General features: G+C 51.0%; 14 protein-coding genes and 2 pseudogenes. 11 read left to right on the top strand and 5 right to left on the bottom strand.

Features of this window, described 5'->3' with window-relative positions:
* The first annotated feature begins 476 nt into the window (after positions 1 to 476).
* The 3 genes and pseudogenes from serA to ATC04_RS10815 form a co-directional block, all read left to right on the top strand.
* On the top strand, positions 477 to 2075 hold the full coding sequence (gene serA, locus ATC04_RS10820; RefSeq protein WP_047118901.1) for a phosphoglycerate dehydrogenase: 1599 nt from the start codon (positions 477 to 479) through the stop codon (positions 2073 to 2075).
* Positions 2076 to 2194: 119 nt separating this feature from the next.
* Complete coding sequence (locus ATC04_RS19355; protein WP_152666823.1) at positions 2195 to 4636, top strand: accessory Sec system protein Asp2; 2442 nt, start codon at positions 2195 to 2197, stop codon at positions 4634 to 4636.
* 655 nt (positions 4637 to 5291) lie between these two features.
* A pseudogene (locus ATC04_RS10815) lies at positions 5292 to 5729 on the top strand (IS481 family transposase); the annotation flags it as partial.
* 36 nt (positions 5730 to 5765) lie between these two features.
* On the opposite strand, the gene ATC04_RS10810 reads toward ATC04_RS10815, so the two are convergent.
* Positions 5766 to 6976 (bottom strand): IS3 family transposase gene (locus tag ATC04_RS10810; protein WP_152666824.1). Its coding sequence is split into 2 segments (ribosomal slippage): positions 5766 to 6730 and positions 6730 to 6976, totalling 1212 coding nucleotides; the frame shifts between segments, so codons are not numbered across the junction.
* 56 nt (positions 6977 to 7032) lie between these two features.
* Here ATC04_RS10810 and ATC04_RS18840 point away from each other — a divergent pair.
* A pseudogene (locus tag ATC04_RS18840) lies at positions 7033 to 8048 on the top strand (integrase core domain-containing protein); the annotation flags it as partial.
* 718 nt (positions 8049 to 8766) lie between these two features.
* Here ATC04_RS18840 and ATC04_RS19350 read toward each other — a convergent pair.
* Positions 8767 to 10497 (bottom strand): hypothetical protein, encoded by a 1731-nt coding sequence (locus ATC04_RS19350; protein WP_152666825.1) that lies wholly within the window; start codon positions 10495 to 10497, stop codon positions 8767 to 8769.
* A 44-nt stretch (positions 10498 to 10541) separates the two neighbouring features.
* Positions 10542 to 12623 carry a hypothetical protein gene (locus ATC04_RS19345; RefSeq protein WP_152666826.1) on the bottom strand — a complete coding sequence of 694 codons (2082 nt, stop codon included), beginning with the start codon at positions 12621 to 12623 and terminating at the stop codon, positions 10542 to 10544.
* Positions 12624 to 12778: 155 nt separating this feature from the next.
* Here ATC04_RS19345 and ATC04_RS18835 point away from each other — a divergent pair, with 155 nt between their 5' ends.
* The 5 genes from ATC04_RS18835 to metG all read left to right on the top strand — a co-directional run bounded on the left by ATC04_RS18835 (position 12779) and on the right by metG (position 22273).
* Complete coding sequence (locus ATC04_RS18835; RefSeq protein WP_152666827.1) at positions 12779 to 15496, top strand: CDP-glycerol glycerophosphotransferase family protein; 2718 nt, start codon at positions 12779 to 12781, stop codon at positions 15494 to 15496.
* Between the two features lie 952 nt (positions 15497 to 16448).
* The gene (locus ATC04_RS10790; RefSeq protein WP_047118906.1) at positions 16449 to 17756 is read left to right on the top strand and encodes an ISL3 family transposase; all 1308 of its coding nucleotides are present in this window, start codon (positions 16449 to 16451) and stop codon (positions 17754 to 17756) included.
* 48 nt (positions 17757 to 17804) lie between these two features.
* Positions 17805 to 19241: an IS1380 family transposase gene (locus ATC04_RS10785; protein ID WP_047118907.1), complete on the top strand. Its 1437-nt coding sequence runs from the start codon at positions 17805 to 17807 to the stop codon at positions 19239 to 19241.
* A gap of 413 nt (positions 19242 to 19654) precedes the next feature.
* Positions 19655 to 20665 carry an NYN domain-containing protein gene (locus ATC04_RS10780; RefSeq protein WP_047120692.1) on the top strand — a complete coding sequence of 337 codons (1011 nt, stop codon included), beginning with the start codon at positions 19655 to 19657 and terminating at the stop codon, positions 20663 to 20665.
* A 57-nt stretch (positions 20666 to 20722) separates the two neighbouring features.
* Complete coding sequence (gene metG, locus ATC04_RS10775) at positions 20723 to 22273, top strand: methionine--tRNA ligase (RefSeq protein WP_047118908.1); 1551 nt, start codon at positions 20723 to 20725, stop codon at positions 22271 to 22273.
* A gap of 88 nt (positions 22274 to 22361) precedes the next feature.
* On the opposite strand, the gene ATC04_RS10770 is transcribed toward metG, so the two are convergent.
* On the bottom strand, positions 22362 to 23054 hold the full coding sequence (locus tag ATC04_RS10770) for a response regulator transcription factor (protein ID WP_047118909.1): 693 nt from the start codon (positions 23052 to 23054) through the stop codon (positions 22362 to 22364).
* 6 nt (positions 23055 to 23060) lie between these two features.
* Entirely contained in the window at positions 23061 to 24281 is a 1221-nt protein-coding gene (locus ATC04_RS10765) for a histidine kinase (protein ID WP_052772337.1), read from the bottom strand.
* Between the two features lie 202 nt (positions 24282 to 24483).
* On the opposite strand from ATC04_RS10765, the gene ATC04_RS10760 reads away from it, so the two are divergent.
* Entirely contained in the window at positions 24484 to 25542 is a 1059-nt protein-coding gene (locus ATC04_RS10760) for a 3-isopropylmalate dehydrogenase (protein ID WP_047118910.1), read from the top strand.
* 114 nt (positions 25543 to 25656) lie between these two features.
* A complete protein-coding gene (locus ATC04_RS10755) occupies positions 25657 to 26751 on the top strand; it encodes a branched-chain amino acid aminotransferase (RefSeq protein ID WP_047118911.1) in 1095 nt (364 codons plus the stop codon).
* The last annotated feature ends 50 nt before the right edge of the window (positions 26752 to 26801 follow it).

The raw sequence follows: 26801 nt of genomic DNA, 5'->3' as shown, positions 1-26801 counted from the left end.
TGATTGCCAACTTCAGGTGGGCCAGCACCAGACATGTTGCCTCGGCCGAGAAGCTGTCGGTACTTGATATTCCGAGCATCCCGGGCTAAGTATTCAGGCGGTGTCCGTGCGTCCTGATAGGTTCGCGCAGGATATGGCGGCGCAGAGACTCATTGCCGGGCATTGTGAGCTCGTATCACTCGCGAGCCACACTGGAGTCGCTCTCCATGCAATGCAATGCGGAATCAGGATCCCGGTTGAGTCCTTTTAGCGTAATTGAACAGCACGGCGGCACGTTGGATGGAAGGAATTATTGGTTGTCCAACTTCACCCTAGTCGCTCGTGAAAATTTTCACAAAGTGCGTCTTTCGGTGCGTAACATGCGGGAATTCAAGGCTAAACGGAGCATCTGAGGGGTTAGTCTGATTAACGGAGTTCTCTTGCGGAGGCCTCCATGCAAGCCACCAGCCCAATGAAATCGCAAAGGTGCCACACCCGTGTCTGACAACAAACCAATCGTACTTCTGGCCGAACAGCTCTCGCCTGCAACCGTCGCGGCACTCGGTCCCGACTTTGAAATTCGTCAGACCGACGGAGCAGACCGCTCCCAGCTGCTCGAAGCTATCGCCGACGTTGATGCTATTCTCGTCCGCTCGGCCACCCAGGTTGATGCCGAGGCTATCGCGGCAGCCAAGAACTTGAAAGTCATTGCCCGTGCAGGTGTCGGCCTGGACAACGTGGATATCAAGTCGGCTACTCAGGCTGGCGTCATGGTCGTCAACGCGCCTACCTCGAACATTATCTCGGCAGCCGAACTCACGGTCGGGCACATCGTATCGCTGGCTCGCCGAATCCCGGCAGCCAACGCGTCGCTGAAGAGCGGTGCCTGGAAGCGTAGCTCGTTCACCGGCGTGGAACTGTTCGAAAAGAAGGCAGGAATCATCGGCCTTGGCCGCATCGGAGCACTGGTTGCAGCCCGCCTGCAGGGCTTTGGCATGGACATCATCGCCTACGACCCGTACGTGACTCCAGCACGCGCATCTCAGCTTGGTGTAACTCTGGTGACCCTTGACGAGCTGCTGGAACAGGCAGACTTCATCACCATCCACATGCCGAAGACCCCAGAGACCCTGGGCATGCTCGGCAAGGATGCCTTCGCCAAGATGAAGAACACCGCCTACGTGGTGAACGTAGCCCGCGGCGGACTTGTGGACGAGGACGCGTTATATGAAGCGTTGAAGAACGAAGAAATTGCCGGTGCCGGCATTGACGTATTCGTCAGCGAACCGAGCACCAATCTGCCGTTCTTTGAATTCGAAAACGTCACCGTCACCCCGCACCTGGGCGCATCGACCGACGAAGCCCAGGAGAAGGCCGGCGTATCGGTCGCCAAGTCTGTACGGCTGGCTCTGGCCGGTGAACTCGTACCGGACGCAGTGAACGTCGCAGGCGGTGTCATCGACGAGAATGTCCGCCCGGGCATCCCGCTGATCGAAAAACTTGGCCGCATTTTCAACGCACTCACCACCGGTTCCTTGACCAGCATCGACGTGGTAGTCGCCGGTGAAATTGCCGAACTAGATGTCAAGGCACTGGAACTGTCGGCACTTAAGGGTGTCTTCATGGATGTTGTCTCCGACCAGGTCTCCTATGTAAACGCCCCGGTACTTGCCGAACAGCGCGGCGTGGCTACCCGTCTAATCAAGACCACAGATTCGCCTGAATACCGTAACCAGTTGACCATCAAGGGCTCAAGCAACGAAGGTGCGCAGTTGGCGGTAGCTGGAACCTTGACCGGCCCGAAGCAAATTGAAAAGCTCGTGGGTATTAACGGTCATGAAATCGAGATCCCAATCTCCGATCACATGATTGTTGTCCGCTACTCTGACCGACCTGGCATCGTGGGTTCTTTGGGCAACGTATTAGGCGAGCAAGGCATCAACATCGCCGGTATGCAGGTTTCGCGCGACGAGAATCGTGCTGAGGCGCTGGCTGTAATCAGTATTGATTCAGCATTGCCGAATGGGGTCCTAGACGTGGTTGGCGCAGCAATTGGTGCAAGCGTAGCGCGAGAAATAGATTTGAGCGACAACTAATCAGCTAAACAATCATGGATAAACTTCGATCTGCAACTTAACTAGTTCTAGATCTGGTCTTCTCCTGTACCCTGAGTCAGTAGACTTGGGGTACAGGTTTCTTAACTAGGAGTCTACTCATGTCGGAAATTTCGTATCAACAAGTTGGAACTACCAGAATTGGTTTTCGTCAGCAAGAAGCAAAGAGCGATCGCAATCACTTAGTGGTCGTGTTCTCTGGTTTTCGAAAGCATGGAACTTTTGATTTCGGTGGAGGAATACTTAATACGTTCCCCTCGCATATCATTTGGATTGATGACACATTCAACAAGAAGTATTCTTATTACATGCTGGCAAATGGAGGAGAAGATATATCGCACGATATCAACGAATTCATTATGCAGAAACTTCAATCTCTTGGCCTAGATAAAAAACAATGCACGTTGGCCGGATTCTCCAAAGGTGGTTCAGCGGCACTGTACTATGGTGTCAAATTTGGATATCAAAATATAGTTACATCCGTACCACAATTCAATATTTCAAAATACGTCAGAGACAACTGGGCTTCTGAATGTGATGCAATGTTCGGCGGTAAAGATGGTGCAATCTATAAAAAATATGAAAATATTATTTCAAATATCATGAATGGTGATGAAGATATAAATAAAAATATCTATCTATTCACCTCACCATCTGACATTCAGTATGAAACTGAAATAATTCCCAACTTGCACTTATTTGAGAAATACACAAACTTTAACCTTGTTACTTCGGAAACTCCTTTGGTGTCACAGCACGATGAGGTTACCCGATATAACATTCCACTAATATTGTCGGTCCTCAATTTTTTGTCAGAGGGAATCTATCCAGCATTTGGGCAAGTACTAAATGGAAGCAAATCATTTAGCGCACCGAATAATGCAGTTTTAGGTTTACCAAATATCGAGCCAATTCCTACAGGAGAAATATCGAAAATTTCTGTTTCTGATTCAAAACTGTATATTGAAGGATTCGGCTTCTTTCGAAATAAAAGTGTATCTCGTTATGGAGAAATCTCTTACAACCTGAAGTTGAAATCAAAACAGGATGAGTTCACTGTCAGGCTCGGTCAAGATAAGGATAGATTGCTGAGCAGCCGCCAGTTTTCTGGCAAGTACGTCGACTATTCTCACGCCAGATTCGCAACGATGCGCCACTTAGGTATAGACCTGAAATCGCTGCCGGATGGAAGATATGATATAGAAGTAGAGACGGTTGCGGAAGACTACAATGGAACAATCTCGGACTTCGCTTCAGGTATTTCACCGAAGAATTTTATCGAAAGAGATGCGACTTTTCGCATTGTGCAATCTGGTGTGAAGTTCGTCTTGATAAAAGATTCATTTGCAATCAAAAGCAGAATGAATACTTACTTCAAGCTAGAATCGATGGCCGTAGATCAATCAAAGATCTATCTACAAGGATATTTTATTCCTACTGGATTCCAATTCGGAACTTGGCGTTCAATAAGTTATTATCTACGCCTGGTAAATATCGAAGACAATAGGACATTCTTGTTCAAATTGGCTTCCGCAAACAGAGACGATGCGTGTGCTCTAAGCGGTGACATTTACCTTGATCAATCCAAAGCCTATTTTGCTACACCAGGCTATAGCGGTATCGATATTTCTTCCGTAACAGTAGGGGAATATAATATTCAATTAGTCGCAGATTTTAGTGGTGGAATTATTTTCAGTAAGATGCTCGGAAACTTGAGAGTCTCATTTGCTGAGACCCATGATAAAGTTTCAGTTGCAGTTGTTGGATCGTGCGTTTCTCGGGATATCTTTAACTCTTCATTAAATCCAGGATGGCGAAACTATGCCGATTTGATCGATAGTTTCTATCAAATGTCGATAATGTCGATGATGGCCAACCCCTCATCTATACCTAGCTCCACTTTCGGTGATTTAAACGAACATGATCTATCGATTACCAAAAAAGATCTTAATAAAGAATTTTTGACTACCATAAGTGAATCAAAACCGTCGTTTGTTTTATTCGACCTTTTCGCAGATGCAAGATTCGATGTCATCGATTTAGGGGATTCGTTAATTACTGAAAACATGTGGAAGATAGGTTCTTCAGCCAACTTTAGTTCCTTGGATGGATACCCTAGGATTTCTCCACTGGTTAATGAAGATGACTATTTTAAGGTTTTTGAGCAAACCTGCGTGAAGCTACGCAATTGGATCAAATTAAATATTCCCGATTCGACTATTATTTTAAATTCTTGCAGAAATGCCAGACAGTGGCTTGGTCTTACAGAATTTGGTGAGTTTAACGCCGAATCAGTTGATACTCAGAATAACCGTTGGGATATGCTGGAACGAATCTTTGTCAGTGTCCTCAATCCTGCCGTCATTGAACTATCTAGACCATCGACCCTCGCAGATCCAGTGCATCCTTGGGGTTTAGGACCTGTGCATTTTGAATCAGGCTTTTATCATGATTTAGCTGCAGAACTATATGAGAAATACTATCCCGATAAGACTAAAACGCATTCATTTGAACTTACGGTATTCGACGACATAGGTGCTTGACAGATCCATGGCTTTATCCTTTGAGTTAGAACCGAACTTTACGAAAAGGTCTACTGTTTATTGGATTGAACTGCCTAGATTCGTTACTTGAGTTTTTCCGACGAGTAGCAGTCAGTTGTGTGACACCGGCCCGAAACAAGTAAGCTCCGTTTAGAACCTCAGGACTCTTAACATGGTCGATCTACCCGCAATTGAAAATCCCCGGCATCCCGGTGCCAAATACGCCTAGCTGGTACGTCAAGTCCGGCCAGTCGGTGTGAAATCTCGTCACTTCGTAGACACTGAAACTCACTACTTCGTGGACAGTGGATCTCAATGCTTTGTGCACAACTACCAGCAGCAGGCTCTCAGCTGTTGGTAGTTGCGCCAAAGACGCTCGTTAGTGTTCGAAGACCTCTGGCATCAGCTCTTCATTCGCTTGAATCGCTGCCCGGTATGTTTAGCAGAGGTATTTGGTAGCACCTGTGTATCGAACGGGTGTGTAATCTCGCAACATCGTGGACACTGAAACTCAGCACTTCGTGGACAACCGATCTCATGACTTTGTATGTCCTGTCTCATCACTTTGTGGACATACGATCTCATGACATCGTGGACATGATGTCTCACCTCTTCGTGGACATTTACAACGTGACTTTCTGGCACGCTCATGTGCATGCCTAACGCACTTTCTCCACGCCTGCGCGCGATGATCATCAGCTTCGATCCGACACAGCCCGAAGCCCTGACCATCAGCGAATTCTGCAAGACCCAGAAAATCTCGCGCAGCATCTTCTACCGCATCCGCGAACGTGCCACCCAAGAATCAGCCGGCGCGCTCCACCCGCGCTCCAGAGCACCAAGGCAACCTTCCAGACGCTATGGTCCCGCAGTGATCAACGAACTGGTCAGGATCCGTAAAGAACTCAAAAAAGACGGCTGGGACTACGGACCGAAAACCATCCACTACGAAGCAACTATCCAGGATGATTTTCCTGGCGGACAAATCCCATCCGTAGCGACCATTGCCAGGTTGCTGGCCAGTGTCGGTCATGTTGAACGCAGCCCGCGCAAGCGCCCTAAATCCTCCTACGTCCCCTTGAGCTGGTCAAGTTTCTGAGACACAATCTTTGATTTTTCCTAAATACCCTCAAGCCGCAAGGGCCAAAGAATTCCTTTCCCAATACGAGTCCAGCACTGTCTGGGGACTGACCCCTCCATTGGCCGTATGAGGCCGTTTCCGGTTGTACCAAACCTCGATGTACTCCATCACCGCGGTCCGCGCCGCCACCCTACTGGTGAACGCCCGGTGATGGAACATTTCGTTCTTGATCGTCGAGAAGGTCGACTCGGCGACGGCATTATCCCAACACACCCCGGTGCGGCCCATCGACTGCCGAACCCCCTGCCCGGCGCACCACCCCTGGAACGCATCCGAGGTGTACTGTGTGCCTCGGTCTGAGTGGAAAACGCTGCCAGGACGGATGAAACCCCGGGATACAGCCATTTCCATCGCGTCGATGACTAACTGCGTTTGCATGTTCTCCGCCATCGACCAACCCACGATCTGACGCGAGTACAAATCGATCACCGTCGCCAGATACAACCAGCCCTCCCCGGTTCGCAGGTAAGTAATGTCGCCAACCAACTTCGCCCCAGGACGCGAGGAACGGAAGTCGCGCCGGCCGAGCTTATCGACCATATGGTTCTTGATATGTGCCGTCCGAGCCTGATGATCACGCACAGTCGTGGTCTTGAACGCGCTCATCCGCTTAGCCTGGATACCCAGGTCTTTCATGATCGACAGGATTGTGGATTTCGGAATCTCTTCGTCCTGGTTATTGCGGATCAAGTTCACCAACTGGCCGGCGCCAGCAACCTGATTGGACGCCTCGTATTCGTCCTGAACCAGTTTCGTCCGGTGCGCCCGCAAAACTTTGGCTTCGCTCAGCTGTTCGGAGGGGTTCAGCCACCGATAGTAAGTAGCTCTGGAAACGCTGAGTTTCTGGCACATCCACTTCACCGGATACTGGCCGGTATGGGATTTGATGAAGTCGAAGATTGCGCTTATTTCTTGCTGTTTGACGCGAAATAGGCGCTGACATCTTTTAAAAATTCGTTCTCCCGTTTCACCTCCAGCAGTTCCTTGCGCAGTTTCTCGTATTGAGCCCACTCCACCGGGCTTCGTTCTTCGGTTTCCGCTTCAGGGTGCTCAGCGCGATAGGCGCGGACCCAGTTGCCCAGGGTTCCTTCGTTGATGCCTAAGGATGCTGCGACCTCGATGAGGCTCTTCTGGGACGAGATCACCAATTCGACCGCTTCGGCGCGGAATTCCGGGGTGAACTTCTGACGTTTGGTCATGCACTCATTCTCCTACGAACGCGTGTCTCACAACATCATGACAGCTCACCTTCGTACGCTCCACCGCTATGGCCCTGTGGCAACTCGACGCATTCGAGTTCAAAACGCTCTCCGATCAGGTGGTGACCGTCTACCAGCTCATCGATGATGCGACGCGATTCGATGTGGGTTCCAGCGCGTACGCACGGCACGAGAACAGCGGCGATGCGCAACACGTGCTCACCCACGCCGTCAATGAATACGGCCCGCCCAAGGAAGTCCTCAGCGATAATTCCAAGGCGTTCAACCAGCTTCGCGGTGGAACCATCGACATCGTGGAAGCCTATCTAGCTTCTCAAGGAAGCATGCCGATCACAGGACTACCGGGCAGGCCGACGACTCAGGGCAAGAATGAACGCTCGCACCAGACCCTTCAACGGTTCCTCCAAACCAAAAACCCCACAATCTTGCTGACGTGCAGAGACTGCTCCGCCGTTACCGTGAGCATTACAACCAGCGCCGCCCACATCAGGCCTTGAATCAGGCAACCCCGCAGAAGGCTTGGGAGCTGCTGGAGCACACACCGGCCACCGAGCCGATACCGATGGTGGTGCTGGAAGCCAAGGCGGCTGAGTACCTGATGAAGCGCCGCGTCGGCAGCTCCGCGGTGAATCGCGCTGACCTTGTCGTTTCGAAAACCGGGGACATCCTGGAGAAGCTCACGGAGCAGCACGAACCTGCCACGGATCGGGAAAGCCATCAGTTACTGGTTCGGGTCAATAAAGACAACTGCCAAGCATATTATCGGGGCAAGCAGATCTCACTGCCTCAGACCTACGCCGACCGACAGTTCCTGAGAACCATCACCGATGACGAATTCATCTTGTCGGACCCCGATACCGCAGAAGTCGTGTTGAGCTTCCCCTTGCCCATGGTGGCATTGCGTGTTCATCAGCGGTTTGTGTCCTCGTACTCGATCAGAGGAATTCACCTGGCGCACCCAACCAAGCAGTGGAGCCGGAAGGCCGCCGAATACCAGGCCCAGTACGAAGCGCGGGAAGAAGACATGCCCGAGGTCTTCGATTACCGGTAGTCAGCCGTTGCCGGCGGCTCCCGAATGGGAACCGCCGGTAGCTGTGTACAAAGTCATGAGATCGGTTGTCCACGAAGCCATGAGTTTCAGTGTCTACGAAGTGACGAGATTACACATCCGATACGCGCACAGGTGCTACCAAATACCTCTGCTAAACAGCGTCTACGAAGTGGTGAGACATCGTGTGCACGATCTCATGAGATCGTGTGTCCACAAAGTGCTGAGACAGGACAGACCGGAATCCGGGTACCGACTAGTCGGACTCGTGGTACCCACTACCGTATTTAGCAAAGAGTGTGGAGCTGTGCTCGCGCTAGCTGCGTGAGGCAGGTCACGTGTCCACTAATTGCGGGGAGCCCCACCAGGCGGTGCGGGTGCCGTGGGGCTGGAGGTTGTATTGGTGGACGTATTCCCTGATTTCTTCGCGGGTGACACCGACGGTGCTCATGGGGTTTCCTTCTGGCCAGTGGCGGGAAGTCTTGGTGACTCACTTACAGCCTGACCGAGAGGGGGTCCACAAAGTGCTGAGACAGGACAGACCGGAATCCGGGTACCGACAAAATGTATTTGGCACCCGGGTACTAAGGAACATTTGGGTCAATATCGAAGACGTTCAGAGCTATTGCGTAGCAGGCATTTATCGTCTAAAAACCTAGACATTCCAGTGCCATAACGGAGCACCCGAGAGACTAATAAGGAGAATTCGGCGCCTAAAAAATTATCTGCGTAGAGTCTTTTTAAATCGTTTTATAATATTCTTCAATGCTCTGAGGTTCTCCTCATTTAGAGGCCGATTTATTAATCGACGAAAATCACTAACAGAATTTGAACTACAAATGGTTTCACCATTCGACGAGCTTAGAACGCGGTATTCTAAATTAAATACTATCGGAGAATCCTTGATCATAGCAATCAGATAAAGATCGTAAGATCCTGGAACAAGCTTCTCAATAGTAATCGCAGAACTTTTTGGAGTCGTGAAATTAACTACATTAGGAGCGCGAAAATGCTGACCGCGCTGTGTCGAACGACGTTTAGCCAGATTCACTACGCGACTCTGCTCAGAATGTTGATCTGAACGGAAAGCCAACTGGTATTGGACATCAGACCATTGAGAATAGTCCACATTATCTACCAAACATTTTCCAGAGATCTCAAGCTTGTTCTTATTGATCCGGAAAAAGTCTATTTCTGCAGCAGCACCAAATCTTCTAGTATCGCCGAAAGGAATCTTTGTCAGGGACATCTTCTTATCATGAAATCTTAAATGGTAGACTGCTTCGAAGTCTGTAAAGAGTTCATTACGACTCCGACCTTCAAAATCATAAACAGTCTTCTTGACTCCAGCCTGGAGGATCTCCATAGAGAATTCGTAGAATCCGTAGGGGAGTTCTTCTAAGTTAGTAGGCATGTTACCCTTGGACGCAAAACTTCCGGCGGAATAATCATGCCCGGTGCCTTGATTGAAGTCTCTATTATTACGACGATCCATAAGGCTTCCTAAAGGGAAGCGAATACTGTTCTTAGACGAACGCAATATCAATGTTCGTTTCACTGAGCCGTAATCTGAAGCATCGAAATTAAGCAGGAATCCACGCCCCGACAAATACAGTCCACGCGCGTCAATCTGCGCCTCGTCCAAAATCGCAACTGGTGAGCCGTCTAAATATGACAGTGTAGGTTGTTGTCTTTTGGATGAAATTTGACTAAACGCACCATTGGCTACTTCGCCGTATCTCGGAACGATTCCGTCGATCAGCATTGAAATTACAGCAGAAATTATGGGAATATTATATAGGGACACATCCTCATGGCGTTGAACATTTGGACTAGATGTCAGAACGAAATTAAAGTTTTCGAATTCTCTAAAATACTCAATAGTAGGCAGTATATCCGTTTGATACTGAGCGTCCTCTGTGGATGAAAAAAGATAAATATTTTTCTGTTTACCTGCAGTCTTTAGTAAATTAGGAAGAAGGCAATCGAATTCTTTGATGGCGTCCAGGGAATCAGATCCGACAAGCCCACGTACAATTTCAGGCCTCGACTCGATATTTCCTCGCGCCGGATATATCCGAGGTACAGAAACGACGATATTATTAAAATCATACTTTAGACCGTGAAAAAGCGCTCCGGTGCCACCCTTAGACAAACCTAAAAAAGTCACGTCGGACTTATCTAGGAAAAGTTCTTGCATAGTTCGACTAATGAGGCTTTGCACAGCGACCTGGTATTCGGTGTTGCCCTCATGCTGAATGTAGTATGTGTTGAGTTCGTCTCGAATCCACAATATGGCGCAGTTTAAGCGAGTAAAGCTCTCGCCGCCAAAATCATAGCCACCCACAAACCCACCAGAGAAAACAACGATTAAATGACGACGATCTTTGCTCGGATAACGAAGTCTATATTCGAGCTTAATATCACCATAATCGAAAACACCTTTTACCAACGTGAATCATTCTCTCTCAAGTCAAATTTATTAAGCATGATTTATCAATCCCGTAAAACTTCATCGGAATCGTGAACATACGCTCGGGACGCTTGCAGTGCATAGAATGAATTAGCCCGATCGGCTTGATTTTGCTCAAGAATCCGCCAAGCAGCACTTTCTTCGGAAAATTGGTTCAGTTTGTTTTCAATGACTGCAAGGTATGTATTGATTATTCGAACGTAATCACGATTGCCAGACTTGGCGACAATATCCGAAGACATCAGAGCAAGCCGTTCAGCTTCTTGGAAACGCTCTTGAGCAAACAAATTTCTTAGTATCGAGAAACGAAATTCGACTTGAGAATCAACGGGTAGATCATTTAGTCGTGTTTCTTGAACTAGCTGGAGCGTTGCATCAGTAATCTTGATCACCTCCTTGCCCGATATACGTCTGTTTGCAGTTGAATGCAAGTAGCGCGTACGCGCCCAAACGAATTCACTAAGTAAGTTTCGGTCTAACGAAAATTGAGCGAACGCGTTTGAAGCTTCAGTAACTCGCTCTTCTTCGCCTAGCTTTTCAAGTAAACTTATATATAGCTTATTGACAGTTGTTAGCACCTTTTCGTTACGGTATTTAACGAGTTTAAATAGGTTGAAAAGTGATCTTATTCTTTTAACTGCTTCTCGTGGAATATATTGAGATTCTATTCTAAGTAGAGCAATACTCAATGTTATAAACATGAAGTTTCGAGAGCCGTATCGCTTATGTATGTCTCTTAAACACGATTTTCCGCGTATGTAGGTAGCGCTAATTGCAGAATAATCTTCGTCTTCAAAGGAAATTTCGTGCAAATCGTCGAGGACGTTCAGTGAGCAGAATCCTGGAAGAAGGATCTGTGGCAGCAAGGATCTCGTACCTGGCAGAGCTAATTCAATAGACTTGCTAAGTGAAGAAAATTCAAACTTACTATCAGGAATATTCTGTAGTGCAATATTTGTCAAAGCGTCAACCAACGAATACATAGTCCTCGGTTCAAATGGTGGCCTTAATAAGTCTTCAGAATCATATGTAAGCTCCAGAAGAACGACTGCATTCTGAAAGTCACCTCTTGCTACAGATTTAAGAGATAAAGCGAAATTCGAAGGGCGCAGTTCGACAAAGTTATCCTCTGAATGAAGGCTTTTCAGGTCACTATTTGTTATCCCGAGTGTGACCAAAACGCTCAATACATTTTCTATATAAGAGGAAAATTGGGGTAGATTTGTTAAGAAGATTTGCGAGGTGAATTTGTTTCTGAGAATTTGTGCAATCTGCGTCGAAGATTTGAATCCAATTTTACTTGTCGAGTATTTTATGAGTACGCTTGAAAGACTCGCTGCTGTTCCATCCAGAGCACCAACGAATTCATCCGAAACGTTCAGGCCAACTGATCTATTTCTGCAATACTGTGATTCGGACTCATTCACAACTCGCATAGCGGGGGACCAGCAAGATAAATGTAATATCTCATCTGCAAGACTGTTCATGATTTGAAAAACAGAGTCAGAAGTTATGGGGATGCGTAGTGCCACATTGGCATAAATCAAATTTTTACAATTTATTTGATCGTACTCTGTTTTTTGCTGAGCGATTATCGCAACAAGAGAACTAATTTTTGACAAAATAATATCTTGATCTGTTTCTTCGAAAAGATCTTCTGCTAAATCAATAATCTGATGTTCTATTACGTTCGCAATTTTATTATGATGCGGATCGCTATATGAACTGAAGTGATGAAGCTCTGATAGTGGAATGTAGTTTTCTAGGTGCCGCAATTCGAAATTTGTGACACTCCTAGGGTATCTCGTAAGGACCGAGTCTAGCATTCCGACGAGTCGAGCACTTTCGCTTCCACGTGAAAGTAGGCAAGACAGGCGGATGCCGGAACTCAACAGTGACACGAATTCAGGTTGGTCGCCCAGCGCTTGGGGTTCTAGGCCGATTAGATGCAGGGCAACTGACAGTGCTTCGTCAGGAAAGCCATCGTTCTCCAAGGCAGTTAGCTGTAGCAGCCAGCCCTTTAAAGCAGCTTGTCGCTCATCTGGCGGAAGTAGTCCTATTCCCTCAGTCGTGAGACTTCTTAGTTGGCTAAGGTCGGGCTTCATACCTGTGTACCTTTTCTGATCGAAGATTGAATACTAGGATTGAGTTTCGGGCTGTTACACGCCTGTGGACATCTGGCCAGTTTGGAGCACATGGAGTCTTCCAGATAGCCTAATTGATAGTCTATATAAATTTTAAGCTTGAGGGGACCGGCTCCATGAAACCATTGCTTAGCGTGGTTGTAGCAGTGTATAATGTTGAGGAATTCGTTCATGCCACCCTGGTGTCCTTTGATAGGCAGACAATCGACTCGAGTCTTGTCGAGTATGTCTTTGTCGATGATGGGTCAACTGATAACAGTCTGCGAATCGTTGAAGCATGGGCGCGTGGCAAAAACAATGTGAAAATTCTCAGGCAAAACAATCAGGGTGCTGGTGCTGCCCGAAAAGCAGCTCTTGAACTTGTTTCCGGCGACTGGGTCACTGTAGTAGATCCCGATGACATCCTAGATCGTTCTTACTTCTCGGCAATTCAAGATTTTATCTCCCGTGATATTAATAGTGTCGCAGACATGCTGGTTACGAGAGTAATGGTGCTTAATGGGTCGACTGGCCGCGCCTATGATACTCATCCTTTGGGATACAGATTCAAAAAAGGCAGCCGGCTGGTGTCTCTCAACACTGAACCGAGTTGCATCCAGCTAGGCGCAACTGCCGTGCTTCGGACATCGCGCCTCAGAGACAACCAACTGACGTATGACCCAAGAATCGAGCCTACTTTCGAAGACGCGCATTTACTTGGGCGATACCTCGCTAAGAGTGCAGATCCTGTTGTGGGATTAGTCGCTGACGCCAAGTATTTCTACAGGAAGCGACCAGATCAGTCCTCGCTTGTTCAGTCAAGCTGGTCAATTGAAAGCCGGTATTCAACGGTGCTTGAATTTGGATATCTGGATATGCTGTTATCAGTCAAGTCTGAATACGGGTATGTTCCAAAATGGGCTCAGAATATGGTTCTATATGATTTGGTTTGGTATTTCAAGGAAGAAACTAAACAACATTCCAAAACCGCCTGGATATCTGGGAACCTCAGGGACGAGTTTCTTGCTCTTTTGATGCAAATTTTTGACCTAATTGATGCTGACACTATTAGGGATTTTACTGTTAATCCTATGTGGTGGACGATGCGTCAAACATTGCTGGGATTCTTTAAGCGTGACTATGCGTTGAACAACAGGGTCGTGCAATGGGGGCCAGATAAGACAGATGGCAGTAACCAATATTGCATTTTAACCTTCGGTGACGAACCAAATCTGGAAATATACGTAGATGGTCTGAAAGCAATCCCGTCTAGTGACAACTTTACAGTGCACTCATATTTTGGGGTACCAATGATGACTGAACGGAATTTCAGAATTGGGATGCCTGGAAGAACTAAAATCTTCGTGGATGGTCGAGCTGCTAGGATCGAACGTGCAGTAACTAAGGTATCTGAACCAGAATCGACGACGAATAAGTATTCGCTGGCGCCCAAGGAGAAACCAAAGCATTTTGTTAATTCCTCGCTTGATCGAGTTTCGGGACGAGTACCTTTCGTCGGGTCAATGACTCGAAAATATTCTTTACTTTCACGAAAATTGCGATATATCGGAACTAGGCTTGAGGTTGAAAGCCTTGCCTTATCCGATAATCCGTTCAGAGTTTCAGCACGCGCTGTGAGCAACGTGGTTTCGAAATCTCGGGCTTCATCTCTAAGTGTAAAATCATCACTCCAAGCGAAGCAGTTGATAAGTTTGTCGTCAACCCAGTCTGTCCGGAGTAAGTACCACAACGCTTGGATCGTGATGGATCGGCCGATGAGAGCCGATGATAATGGTGAGCATTTTTATCGCTATTTGTATTCCAAGCGACCTGATATCAATTCGTTCTTTTTGCTGAAGCGTGAATCCCCAGACTGGGACCGATTAAATGCGGAAGGCTTTAGATTAATTGAGTATGGGTCCGATGAATCGGTTTTGGCATTGCTGAATGCTGATTTCCGATTCTCATCCGATGCTGTCGCGGAAGTAATGTATCCGATTTCGCGCCACAAATTTGATCTCACAAAGTCACGTTTTATCTTCTTGCAGCATGGTGTGACGAAAGATGACCTTTCTCGCTGGCTCAATCCGAAAAAACTGGATGGAATTGTTTGTGCAACTTTCGCAGAATATGATTCGATTGCTGGAAAGAATTCACCGTACACGATCAAAAGTGATCAAGCGTTATTGACGGGTTTTCCTCGATTTGATCGGCTGCACGAGTTGATTTCGAATCGGGACGAGGAAGGTGATCTTATTCTTATCATGCCGACATGGAGGCAGTACCTTCGCGACGAACTTGTGAAGCTCGATATGCCAGAACAAAAGAGTCGAGCATTTAATGATTCAGACTTTGGGCAAAATTGGTTGCAAGTTCTCAATAGCCCTGAATTACGCGACCTTGCGAAAATGCACAATAAGAGAATTGGTTTTATTGCGCACCCAGCATTTTCAGAGCTTATTCAGCATCTGAATATTCCAGAGCACGTTGAAGTTATGGATACGGCAGTCTATGGTTTTCAGAACCTTTTGATCCAGTCTTGTATTTTTGTTACTGACTATTCTTCAGTTGCCTTTGACGCTGCAAATATTGATATTCCTGTAGTCTACTTCCAATTTGATCCTGAGACTATGTTTGGGGGAGGGCATAATTTTAGGAAAGGGTATTTTGAATATGAACGTGACGGATTTGGCCCAGTTACTGTGAGTCCTTCGGATACTGTTACGCAGATCCGCAATTCTTTTGAGGACGTAAACTTCATGGATATTTACAGTAAACGCGCCAAAGAGACTTTCCCTTATTCTGATGCGAACAATAGCGAACGACTCGTGAAGGCAATGCTTGATTTAAAGTAATATACGATGTTCCCTGTAATCGGTGTAGGTTAATTTGGATTAATTTTCGAATGTTATTTTACCCTTCACTCTGGGTGGTTGATTTAATGAGCGAAATCTAATGATATTCTTTGATCTTTGGATGATCGCCCGTTAGAAACAGGCGACTTGTTTATTGTTTTAGGTTTCCAATGTGTTCTGCAGGGTGTCTGGCTCGGGCGTGTTCGAAGGCCAGGCACCCTTCAATTCAGCTTCTAACAGATGATCTTCATCCAACCACGGCGGACGAACTGCCCACCCTTAGCGCTTGCACCGGTACCATAAAGTTCCGAGCCGATTGGAACTTCATCAACGAGGTTTACGGCCGCTTTATTGCGCTTCGGGTGCGTAATGCTCAGGCTGTGGCCGCAACAACACTCCCAAAGCCGGACATCCTCTGGTGAGGTGTGGGTCCAGCAGAGCAGCTCACGTGCCCGACTGTCCTTGCTGGCCAAGGGCAGAAACTTTGGCGAGATCACCGCTTCGGTGGGATGCTTGCATCGCGACGTCGCGACGGCCAAGCGCACCATGACCGCTGCCGGCCTCACGCCGCAGCGGCTGGTGCCAAATAGCATCAGTGGGTAGCGCCGTTCCGACGACCTAGTAGTGCCGTTCCGGATACACGGTAGTGTCTGGGACTCTTTCGTAATGGGCTGACCTGACCGTTGTGTTTAGCAGAGGTATGGCTAAATACGGTTAGTGGGGACCGCGAGTCCGATTAGCCCAGCGGTTTCATGACGGAGACTTGTCATTAACAAGAAAAGGTGACCACAACTTGGGAAAATAGGGGTGTCTAAGCGGCTCTTCAGAAATAAGGGTGTAACCAGCTGAACCCAACACCCCGGATCCCCGGCGTGGCACTAATGCAGCAAAAAGTCGAGGCCTTCGCGAAGAATGGAAGTTACCACACAACCTTCTTCGAAAGACCTCGACAGTGCACGAGTCTACCTTTACCGCACAGGATCTCACGACCTTCACCCGCCTCGACGGCTTGGGCCTCACCGCGATCGGTCAGCACCTCACCGCGGCGAAAGCCGAAATCCTCTGCCGCGTGACCGCACCGGATCCGTGGTGCACCCGCTGCGGATCCGAAGGCGCCCCACGCGATACGGTCACCCGCCGGCTCGCCCACGCACCGTTCGGGTGGCGGCCCACCGTCTTGGTCATCAGGCACCGCCGCTACCGATGCTCCTCCTGCCGGCACGTGTGGCGCGAGGACCTCTCCAAGGCGGTGGCACCACGCCAGAAGATCAGTCGCACCGGGCTGGCCTGGGCCCTGAACGGGCTGGTCTGCCAGCACCTGTCCGTCTCCCGCATCGCCGAATCTCTGGGCGTGTCGTGGAATACCGCCAATGACGCGGTGCTGGCCGAAGGCCAACGGGTCCTGATCAGCGATTCGTCCCGGTTTGACGGGGTCAAGGTCCTCGGTGTCGACGAGCATGTCTGGCGGCATACCCGCACCGGAGACAAATACGTGACGGTGATCGTGGACCTGACCGCGGTCCGCGACGGCACCGGCACCGCCCGCCTGCTGGACATGATCCCGGGCCGGTCCAAGGCGGTATTCAAGACCTGGCTGACCGAACGCGAGGACCAGTGGAAGCAGGGCATTGAAGTGGTCGCGATGGACGGGTTCACCGGCTTCAAAACCGCGGCCGTCGAGGAACTTCCTGAGGCGGTTCAGGTGCTGGACCCATTTCATGTGGTCAAGCTCGGATCGGACGCGTTGGATCGCACCCGGCAGCGGGTGCAACGCGAGCAGCACGGACGGCGCGGGTTGAAAGACGACCCGCTCTACAAGGCTCGCAGGACACTGACCGTGGGATTGGATCTGGCGATCGAGAAGCAGAAAGCCAAGCTGGAGGACCTGTTCACCGAGCCGGCGTATGAGCCGGTGCAGCTGGTGTGGAGCGTGTATCAGCGGATGGTCGATGCCTATCGGCAGCCAAAAGTCGAGGTCGGCAAATGGGCGTTATCGACGCTGATTGACGAGATCGCTGCCAAGGTTCCTGCGGGGCTGCCGGAACTGAAGCGGCTAGGCACCACCCTGAAGCGACGCAAGAATGACATCCTGGCCTACTTCGATCACGTGGGTAGCTCGAACGGCCCCACCGAGGCCTTAAATGGGAGACTGGAGCATTTACGGGGTATCGCGTTGGGGTTCAGGAATCTGACGCACTATATCGCACGGTCATTGCTGGAGACCGGCGGGTTCAGGCCACGTTTACACTCTGAATCCTGAAGAGCCGTCTAAGCTCCAATTTAACCAAAATCAAGGGTCACCTTTTCGATGAACCAGTCTACCCTGACTTACCCCGCCCCACGCACCGAACTCACCGGCCAACAACTGATCTCCCACGCCGGCTTGAGTGTCCTGAGCGGCTTCCTGAACGCTATGGATTTCCGTGCCTTGTGCGAGAACCGGTTCTCCCAATTCGTCCCGACCACCGCGACCCACCGGCCAGGAAAAATCCTCGCAGATCTGACCCTCATGCTCGCCGCCGGCGGGGAACAAGCCTGCGACGTCGATCTGCTGCGCACCAACCCCGGGGTGTTCGGACCCGTCGCTTCCGAGGCAACGGTGTCTCGGTTCATGAACAGAATCAAGGACATGCCCGAAGCCTTCACCCACGGCTACCAAACCATGAGCCGGAGCCTGCGCACGAAGCTCTGGGCTGCCGCAGGCCCAAGGAACCCAGCCAAGCGTGCCACCAAACGCAACCCGCTAATCCTGGATATCGATGCCACCCTCATCCAGAAACATTCCGATAAACAAGGTGCTACCGGAACCTACAAAGGCGGATACGGCTTCGCGCCGATGATCGTCACCGCGGACTACGGCACCGGCAATGGGACCGGGGAAACCCTCGCGATCCTCCTACGCTCAGGCAACAAAGGAGCAAACAGCGCGAAGGATCACATCGAAGCCCTGTCCCAAGCCCTGGCAGTACTGCCTGATGATTTCTACGACAAGGACGGCGCTCTGGTTGGTGAAAAGCTATTGGTGCGCACCGATTCCGCCGGTGCCTCCCGTGAATTCCTCAACCACCTTGATGCGTTGGGCATCCAGTTCTCCACCTCATATTCTCTGCCGGTGATCAAGGAACGACAGATCGGTTGGATCAGCGAGAAGAAGTACTGGGAACCAGCCATAGACCAACAGGGCAAACCTCTGCGGGATGTGTGGGTCGTGGACGCCACGAAGATCATGAACCTGAAGGACTACCCGCCGGGCACGAGGATTTACGTACGGGCAGAACCTTTGCATTCCGGGGCGAAAGCCTCGCTCTTCGACGCGGAAGGCAATAGGATCACCGCGTTCTTGACGAACAGTCCTTACTATGTGATTCCTGAATTGGATCGGCGGCACCGGGCCCGCGGACGGTGCGAGAACAGGATCAAATCCTTAAAGCATGCCGGGTTGGGCAAGCTGCCGTACTGGTCTTTCGCGGCGAATCAGGCGTGGTCGCTGATTGCCGCGTTGGCGACGAATCTGCTGGCATGGATGCAACTGGTCCTGTTGCCGGCCTCGCATGAGGCTGGAGTGTGGGATCTGAAGCGGTGGCGGTACCGCCTGTTCAGTATGGCCGGGAAATTGATCAGCAGCGGGAGGCGAACACGATTGCTGATTCCGGCCCATGCCCCGGAATCCAGGCTTTTGGGCCTGATGAGCCGCACATGCAACCAGTTGCGTCACCGGTGGAGGCAAGGTCATCTGACGGCCTGAACCGTGAGACACCTATTTTGATCACGACCTATTGAATGAACAGTATTTCGAGGATGTGGACCTCGACGCCCGAAGGCTGGCGCTCCCGAGCCGGGTCGAGCGTGCCCGGAACGCAGAATGACCGCTGAGCCCCGGATCTTCGGGAACTCGGAGGTCATTGCGCTGAACGATGAAACAGTCGGGTTAGTTGGTTAGTTGGTACCGGATTCACACCCAGTTGCAAGAACAGGAGAACTTTCAATCGCTATCCTGCATTCGATACACAGGTGCTGCCATATGCTTCTGCAAAACATCTGAGAGTGTTCACTTTACGAGTTCCGTTGATGCCCAGTTTTCAACTTCCGTCGACAGTATTCGACTGCACTGATCTACCAGACCAAATGGTTCTCGTGGTTTTGCCGTACGATCTGACTATGCCAAGCCAAACTGCAATCTTTATCGACGCCGGGTTTTTACTGTCTCTTGGCGGGCATCGAGCCGCCGGGACGACATTGAGATCTGCATTCACAACTCACTATGAATCCTTGATCCGGGGAATCGTCCAGTCCGTTAAGAAGAATTCGGGCCTGAGCAATTTGCGAGTTTACTGGTATGACGCTTCGAAAGACGGGTTGTTTACCGAACAACATAAGAGAATCGGGCTAATTTCCGGGGTCAAAGTTCGGTTGGGGCGCATTTCATACAATGGCGAACAAAAAGGCGTTGATTTGAGACTCGCCTTAGACCTCGTCGGAGTCGCACGAACACGGGCAGCTTCAATTGCTTATCTCGTGTCTGGAGATGACGACCTGGCGGAGGCTGTCGAAGAAGCACAGGATCTCGGGATGAAGGTTGTGCTCCTCGGTGTCAACAAACCAGAAAGTCGCTTGGGCGTGGCCTCAGTAGCTGAACATCTCGCGCTCACCGCTGATGCGATTGAGACCATCCCAGACCAACTTCTAGATTCAGCATTTACCCGAGTCATCGAGTGGGACCAAGCACATTCAGAAAAATCGGCGCTAATTGCTAAGGCTGCTCCCAGTCCAGTTCACGGTAACTCCGAGGCTAGACCTTCCGTGCCCACGCCGGCGATTATGGCGCAAAAAGCCGTGCAGCAGGATTCGGCAGAACCTATGACACGTGTAGAAATTGTTTATTCCAGTGGCACTGGCGGCCAGGGCTATCAAGGAAACGCGGCCTACGAGCAAAATGAGCTTGCTACAGCCGAAGAAATTGGCGGCAGGGTAGCAGAATCTTGGCTGGCGGTAACTACCCAAGCAGAAGTTCTCGAACTCCTAGCTGACAAACCTCAACTTCCGTTGGAAATTGACCGGACTTTACTGAAAGACTGCGCGCAGGTTCTAGGGGAGTGGACGACGGACCAGCAGAAGATTCGGCGTGTGCTACGTAGTGCGTTTTGGGAGTACCTTGATCGGTTGATGTGACGTTCGTCGAAGGGCGCATACTCACCTTTCCCGGCGGGACTAAGGTAAATTTAGATCGTGACTTCTCAGCAGAAACCCTTTTACGCAACAACTGCAATCTCATACCCGAACGGCACTCCACACATCGGACATGCCTATGAAGTAGTGGCAACCGATACCTTGGCACGCTTCAAGCGTTTGGATGGCTTCGATGTCTTCTTCATGACTGGCACAGATGAACATGGCCAGAAGATGATGCAGACCGCGGAAAAGGAAGGGATCACCCCTGCCCAGCTTGCGCAGCGAAATTCCGATGCCTTCCAAGCGATGAACGATGAGCTTGGCACGAGCTATGACCGTTTTATCCGCACCTCTGACGCAGACCATCATGCAGCTGCACAGGAGTTGTGGCGCCGCATGGAAGCGAACGGCGACATCTACCTGGATAAGTATGCCGGCTGGTACTCAGTGCGGGACGAGGCGTTCTACACCGAAGAGCAGACCGATGTGCGAGACGACGGGATTCGCTACGCTACGGAAACTGACACTGAAGTTACCTGGACCGAAGAAGAATCATATTTCTTCAGGCTCTCCAAGTACCAGGACAAGCTCTTGGCATACTACGAAGAGAATCCTGACTTTGGCGCACCTCGTTCCCGTTTCAATGAAGTTGTTCGTTTTGTTGAAGGCGGCCTGACTGATCTATCAATTTCGCGCACCACTTTTGACTGGGGAATCCCGGTGCCGGGCAACGAGAAGCACGTTATGTACGTGTGGGTGGATGCCTTGACGAACTACTTGACCGGTGTTGGCTTCCCGGATGTCGAGTCGGCCTCCTTCCAGAAGTACTGGCCAGCGGACGTTCACGTGATCGGCAAGGACATCTCGCGATTCCACGCCATTTACTGGCCTGCGTTCCTGATGTCCGCGAAGCTGCCGGTTCCCAAGCGAGTCATGATCCACGGCTTCCTGCATAACAACGGTGTCAAGATGTCCAAGTCGTTGGGCAACACCGTTTCTCCTGAGGATTTTGTTACCCGATATGGCTTGGACCAGGTTCGGTACTTCTTCTTGCGTGAAGTACCATTTGGTGCCGACGGAAACTACAACCACGAAACCATCGTGGCTCGCATAAATGGTGACTTGGCGAACAACTTCGGTAATCTTGCCCAGCGTTCGCTGTCGATGGTAGCCAAGAACTGCGGGGGACTGGTTCCAACTCCCAGAGAATTGCTGGCGGCTGATACCGAGATTCTTGAGTCCGCCGCGAAGCTGTTGGAAATCAACCGGGAGGCCTACGACCGCCAGGAATTCAGTCGAGCTCTTGAGGCCGTCTGGCATGTTCTTGGAGATACCAACGCGTACTTCGCAGAGCAGGAACCTTGGAAGCTGAAGAAGACGGATCCAGCACGCATGGAGACCGTACTCTACGTGACAATCGAGATTGTCCGCCAAGTCGCTATTCTGCTCCAGCCGGTGCTTCCGCAAGCCATGACTTGCCTGCTCAATGTGCTCGCGGTGGGCGAAGGTTCAGCCCGCAATTTTGAAAACTACGGAACTGCATTGGTTCCCGGAACCGAACTACCGGCCCCGACCCCGGTGTTCCCTCGCTATGAGGAAGAGAAGTAAGTTTCGTTCATTGAGCTAAAGCGGCTGCGGCACCACTCCTATCAATCGATAGGAATAGTGCCGCAGCCGCTTTTCACTTGTTTCCGTTTTATGGGCTGGCCACGCCGGTTTGATAGGCGATGACCACTGCCTGAACTCGATCCCGTGCACCAAGTTTTGCCAAGATATGGCCCACATGGGTCTTAACGGTAGCTTCGGACAGGAAAAGCCGTTCAGCAATTTCAGGATTGGACTGGCCCTCTGCAATGAGTCCAAAGACTTCACTTTCGCGTGGGGTGAGCGACTCCACCGCTGACATAAGGGAGTTGTCGGCCTGCGCGACAGATCGTTTCAAGATGGGAGCCATATGGTTCAGCAAACGCCGTGTAGTAGAAGGCGCGATGACTGCGTCTCCGCGGTTGACCGTTCGTACCGATTCGAGTAGCTCCTCCGGAGGAGCGTCCTTGAGAAGAAAACCACTGGCACCGGCTTGGATGGCACTCAGCGCATACTCGTCCATGTCGAAAGTGGTCAGGACAATTACCTTGGGCCCGTCCGCAGCTTTTTTTGCCGGATCCAGTAGGCGCTCGGTGGTCTGTATCCCATCCATTTCCGGCATCCGCACGTCCATCAAGATGACATCCGCTTGCTGCAAGGATGGTGTTGCGAGTGCTTCACGTCCGTTGCCTGCTTCGGCGATTACTTCCATATCCGGCTGGGAATTGATCAACATTCGGAATCCACTGCGTACCAGCAACTGATCATCAACAAGCGCTACCTTGATTGTGGTGCCTGACGTCATCGAGCGTTAGTCCTCCGAGTAGGGAATGAATACAGAAACTATGAATCCTCCGCCGGTTCGCGGAGAGGCCTTGCAGGTTCCATCGTATAGTGCAACGCGCTCGCTCATACCTTGCAAACCGTAGCCTTGCCCCTCGAAGGTCAAGGAGCCGGCACCGCGGCCATTGTCTTCAATAACGAGGATCAATCCCCGAGATGTCCAATTTAGTTGTACCGAGGCGGCGGTGTTCGGCCCTGCATGCTTAACTACGTTTGTGAGTGCCTCCTGCACGCTTCGATAGGCGGTTAGCTCTGCGCCAGCTGGCAGTTCTTTTCGTGGTGAGCCTGAGTAACTGAATTGAACTTTCAGCCCGGCAGTTTCAGCGTTCTGGATAAGATCCGGAATATTGGCCAAGGCCGGCAACGGGCGGTTCTCAACCTCTTCATCCTTGCGCAAGACACCCAGTAGGCGGCGCATTTCACGGAGAGACGCACGACCAGTATCGGAGACGGTTTTCAGGGTGGTGATCGCTATTTCCGGATCGTTGACGGCGGCGTAGCGGGCGCCGTCCGCCTGAGTGATAATTACGGACAAAGAATGCGCGACGATGTCATGCATTTCACGTGCAATGTGATTTCGTTCATCGGCGGCAGCCAGGTCGCGTTCGATGATTCGCTCTTTTTCGAGTCGATCCGCGTGGTCCTGCAATGCTTTCATGGTCAGTCGCCGGTTGCGGGCAAGGTCGCCGAAGGTCCAAGACACGGTGACCACAAGGGCCAGGCCAACGAACGAGATCATTGTGTCGAAACTGATGAACGTGAATCCACCGGTCGGTGAGCTACCGCTGTTGAACATGCTCAAGGTCGCGAGTAGTGCTCCCAGCAGTCCGAACCCCAAAGTGGTAAAAGATTGCCAGCGCTTTCCATAGACAGCCATCGTGTACACCATGATCGGAACCGACAGCTGGGAGGGCAGCACCAATCCGCCGAAGGCCAGCTGCAGCAGATGTCCGAACGTGATAATCAGCGTCGCGAGCCATGGTCTGGCGCGGCGCATCATGAGAGGCGCTGTTTGCATCAAGGAGATGGCTACGAGCGAAAGAGTCATGAGCAAGGAACTGCTGAAGCCGATGGTCGCCGTCAGCAGAAGACATAGCAGCGTGAAAGCCAATCCCGTTGCAAAATCAACTTTGCCGGAATTCTCGCGAATCCACCGATCAATGCGGCGATGCGGGTTTGAAAAAATCAACTACGCCTCTGAAGTTCGAGAAAAGTGCCGAATGCGCATGACCTCTGATCTGAGGGAAATAGCACGCATCATCTTATTTTAGTGCTCAGTGCATAGGGGAACCTCATCCTGGAGTTTGAGATTTTAGAGTCGAGATTTCACAGTTTCTCATAATTTGAGATGAGCTCTCACATGTTGGACTCTGTTCGATAGGCTAGGACCCATGGGAAAAGTTTTTGAAATTGCAGTCATTCCTGGGGATGGCATTGGACCAGAAGTCGTCGCAGAGGCCGTCAAGGTCTTGAACTTCGTCACCAACGGCGGCGAGAACGAGGTCAATCTGACCAACTACAAGCTGGGTGCCGAGCATTGGCTCGAAACCGGTGAAACCCTGCCCGAGGAGACGCTGGAGAACCTCAAGAAGCACGACGCCATCTTGTTCGGCGCGGTAGGTGCCGCTCCTGGCGATACTCGTATTCCTTCCGGGCTGATTGAGCGTGAAATGCTGCTGAAGCTGCGCTTTTCGCTGGATCACTACGTGAACTTGCGTCCGTCGAAGCTTTATCCTGGCGTTGAAAGCCCTCTGGCCAACCCGGGGAACATCGATTTCATAGTGGTGCGCGAAGGTACCGAAGGCCCGTATGTGGGCAACGGCGGGTCTGTCCGTACGGGCACTTCGCACGAGATCGCCACTGAAGTATCCGTGAATACCGCGTTTGGCGTGGAGCGTGTCGTTCGTGATGCGTTTGTGCGAGCTTCGCGCCGGGAGCGCAGGCACGTGACTTTGGTTCACAAGCACAATGTGTTGGTTCATGCCGGTCACCTGTGGCGTCGGACTGTCGAAGCAGTGGCGAAGGAGTTCCCCGAGGTAACGCACGACTACCTGCATGTTGATGCCGCGACCATCTTCCTGACCACCGACCCTGCCCGCTTCGACGTCATCGTCACTGACAACCTTTTCGGCGATATTTTGACAGACCAGGCCGGAGCAATTACTGGTGGCATCGGCTTGTCGGCCAGCGGCAACATCAATATGTCGCGAACCTACCCGTCGATGTTCGAGCCGGTACATGGCTCCGCTCCAGACATTGCCGGCCAGCAGAAGGCCGACCCGACTGCAGCGATTCTGTCCGTTGCCTTGATGCTTGATCATTTGGGACTGTCTGAAGAATCGAAGGCTGTTGAGCAGGCGGTTGAAAAGGAGATCATTTCACGTCAGGAATTGACCGATCGCCGCACCACCAGCGAAATTGGCGATGCAATTGTAGCCCTGCTGGCATAAGCTAAAAGGGAAGTTCCCGGTACGGATGTATCCGGTAGCCAATCCACAAACGGGTGTTCCGCAACTTTGTGGGACACCCGTTGCTCGTATATGAATTAGGAAGTCCAAGGTTAGATGGAATTCACCGAAAATCTCTCAACGAACCGCAAGAGCGCCGAGGACCGCGCCAAGGTTCTTGCCGACCCGGGCTTCGGGGACTTCTTCACCGACCACACCGCAGTCATTGACTGGTCGGCCAACGGTGAAGGCCATGGCGGTATCTGGCATGACGCTCGCATCGAACCGTACGGCCCCATCGCAATGGATCCTGCGGCCTCCGTGCTTCACTACGGCCAGGAAATCTTTGAAGGCCTGAAGGCCTACCGTCATGAAGACGGATCAGTTTGGACGTTCCGCCCCCATGCAAACGCTGCGCGACTGAACAAGTCGGCGGCACGTCTCGCCCTGCCGCAGCTTGACGAAGAAGTATTTGTCGAGTCGTTGCGAAAGCTCGTGGCATCCGACATCGACTGGGTACCTACAGGTGATGGCGAGGCGCTCTACCTTCGCCCGTTCATGATTGCCACCGAGGCATTCCTGGGAGTTCGCGCAGCACGCGAAGTTTCCTACCGGGTCATCGCATCGCCGGCAGGCAACTATTTCGGTGGAGAACTGAAGCCCGTCGCCATCTGGGTATCCCAAAACTATGCGCGTGCCGGCCGAGGCGGAACCGGTTCCGCCAAGTGCGGTGGAAACTACGCGGCATCACTCGTCGCCCAGCTTGAAGCTGAAGACAATGGCTGCAAGCAGGTTCTGTTCCTTGATCCGTTCAATGGCAATGCGGTAGAAGAACTTGGCGGAATGAACGTGTTCTTCGTTACCAAAGACAACAAGCTGGTCACCCCTGCACTGACCGGAACCATCCTCGAAGGCGTTACACGCTCGTCCGTAATCCAGCTTGCCAAGGACCGGGGAATGGAAGTCGAGGAACGCCGAATCACTCTTGATGAATGGCGTGAAGGCGTTGTCAGCGGCGAGATCACTGAAGTCTTCGCGTGCGGTACCGCTGCCGTGATCACCCCGATCGGTGTTCTGAAGAACGGCGCCGAGCTCATCGGTGACGAAGACGCCAAGGCTGGCGATGTCACCATGTCGATCCGCGAAGAACTGCTTGGCATCCAGCGTGGAACGGTTGAGGACCGCCATGGATGGCTGGAGCGTTTGGTCTAATAGCGGAAGATAAACGTAGAATTGGCTGTGCAATGTTTATTGCACAGCTA

This window comes from Arthrobacter sp. YC-RL1, from assembly GCF_001454985.1.
GTDB lineage: Bacteria > Actinomycetota > Actinomycetes > Actinomycetales > Micrococcaceae > Glutamicibacter > Glutamicibacter soli.
This window is presented reverse-complemented; position numbering and strand designations above follow the sequence as displayed.

Coding starts and splice junctions, on each gene's coding strand:
- ATC04_RS19355 (WP_152666823.1), top strand. CDS start 2,195: ATGTCGGAAATTTCGTATCAACAAGTTGGAACTACCAGAATTGGTTTT.
- ATC04_RS19345 (WP_152666826.1), bottom strand. CDS start 12,623: ATGAAGCCCGACCTTAGCCAACTAAGAAGTCTCACGACTGAGGGAATA.
- ATC04_RS18835 (WP_152666827.1), top strand. CDS start 12,779: ATGAAACCATTGCTTAGCGTGGTTGTAGCAGTGTATAATGTTGAGGAA.
- ATC04_RS10785 (WP_047118907.1), top strand. CDS start 17,805: ATGAACCAGTCTACCCTGACTTACCCCGCCCCACGCACCGAACTCACC.
- ATC04_RS10780 (WP_047120692.1), top strand. CDS start 19,655: ATGCCAAGCCAAACTGCAATCTTTATCGACGCCGGGTTTTTACTGTCT.
- ATC04_RS10770 (WP_047118909.1), bottom strand. CDS start 23,054: ATGACGTCAGGCACCACAATCAAGGTAGCGCTTGTTGATGATCAGTTG.
- ATC04_RS10760 (WP_047118910.1), top strand. CDS start 24,484: ATGGGAAAAGTTTTTGAAATTGCAGTCATTCCTGGGGATGGCATTGGA.
- ATC04_RS10755 (WP_047118911.1), top strand. CDS start 25,657: ATGGAATTCACCGAAAATCTCTCAACGAACCGCAAGAGCGCCGAGGAC.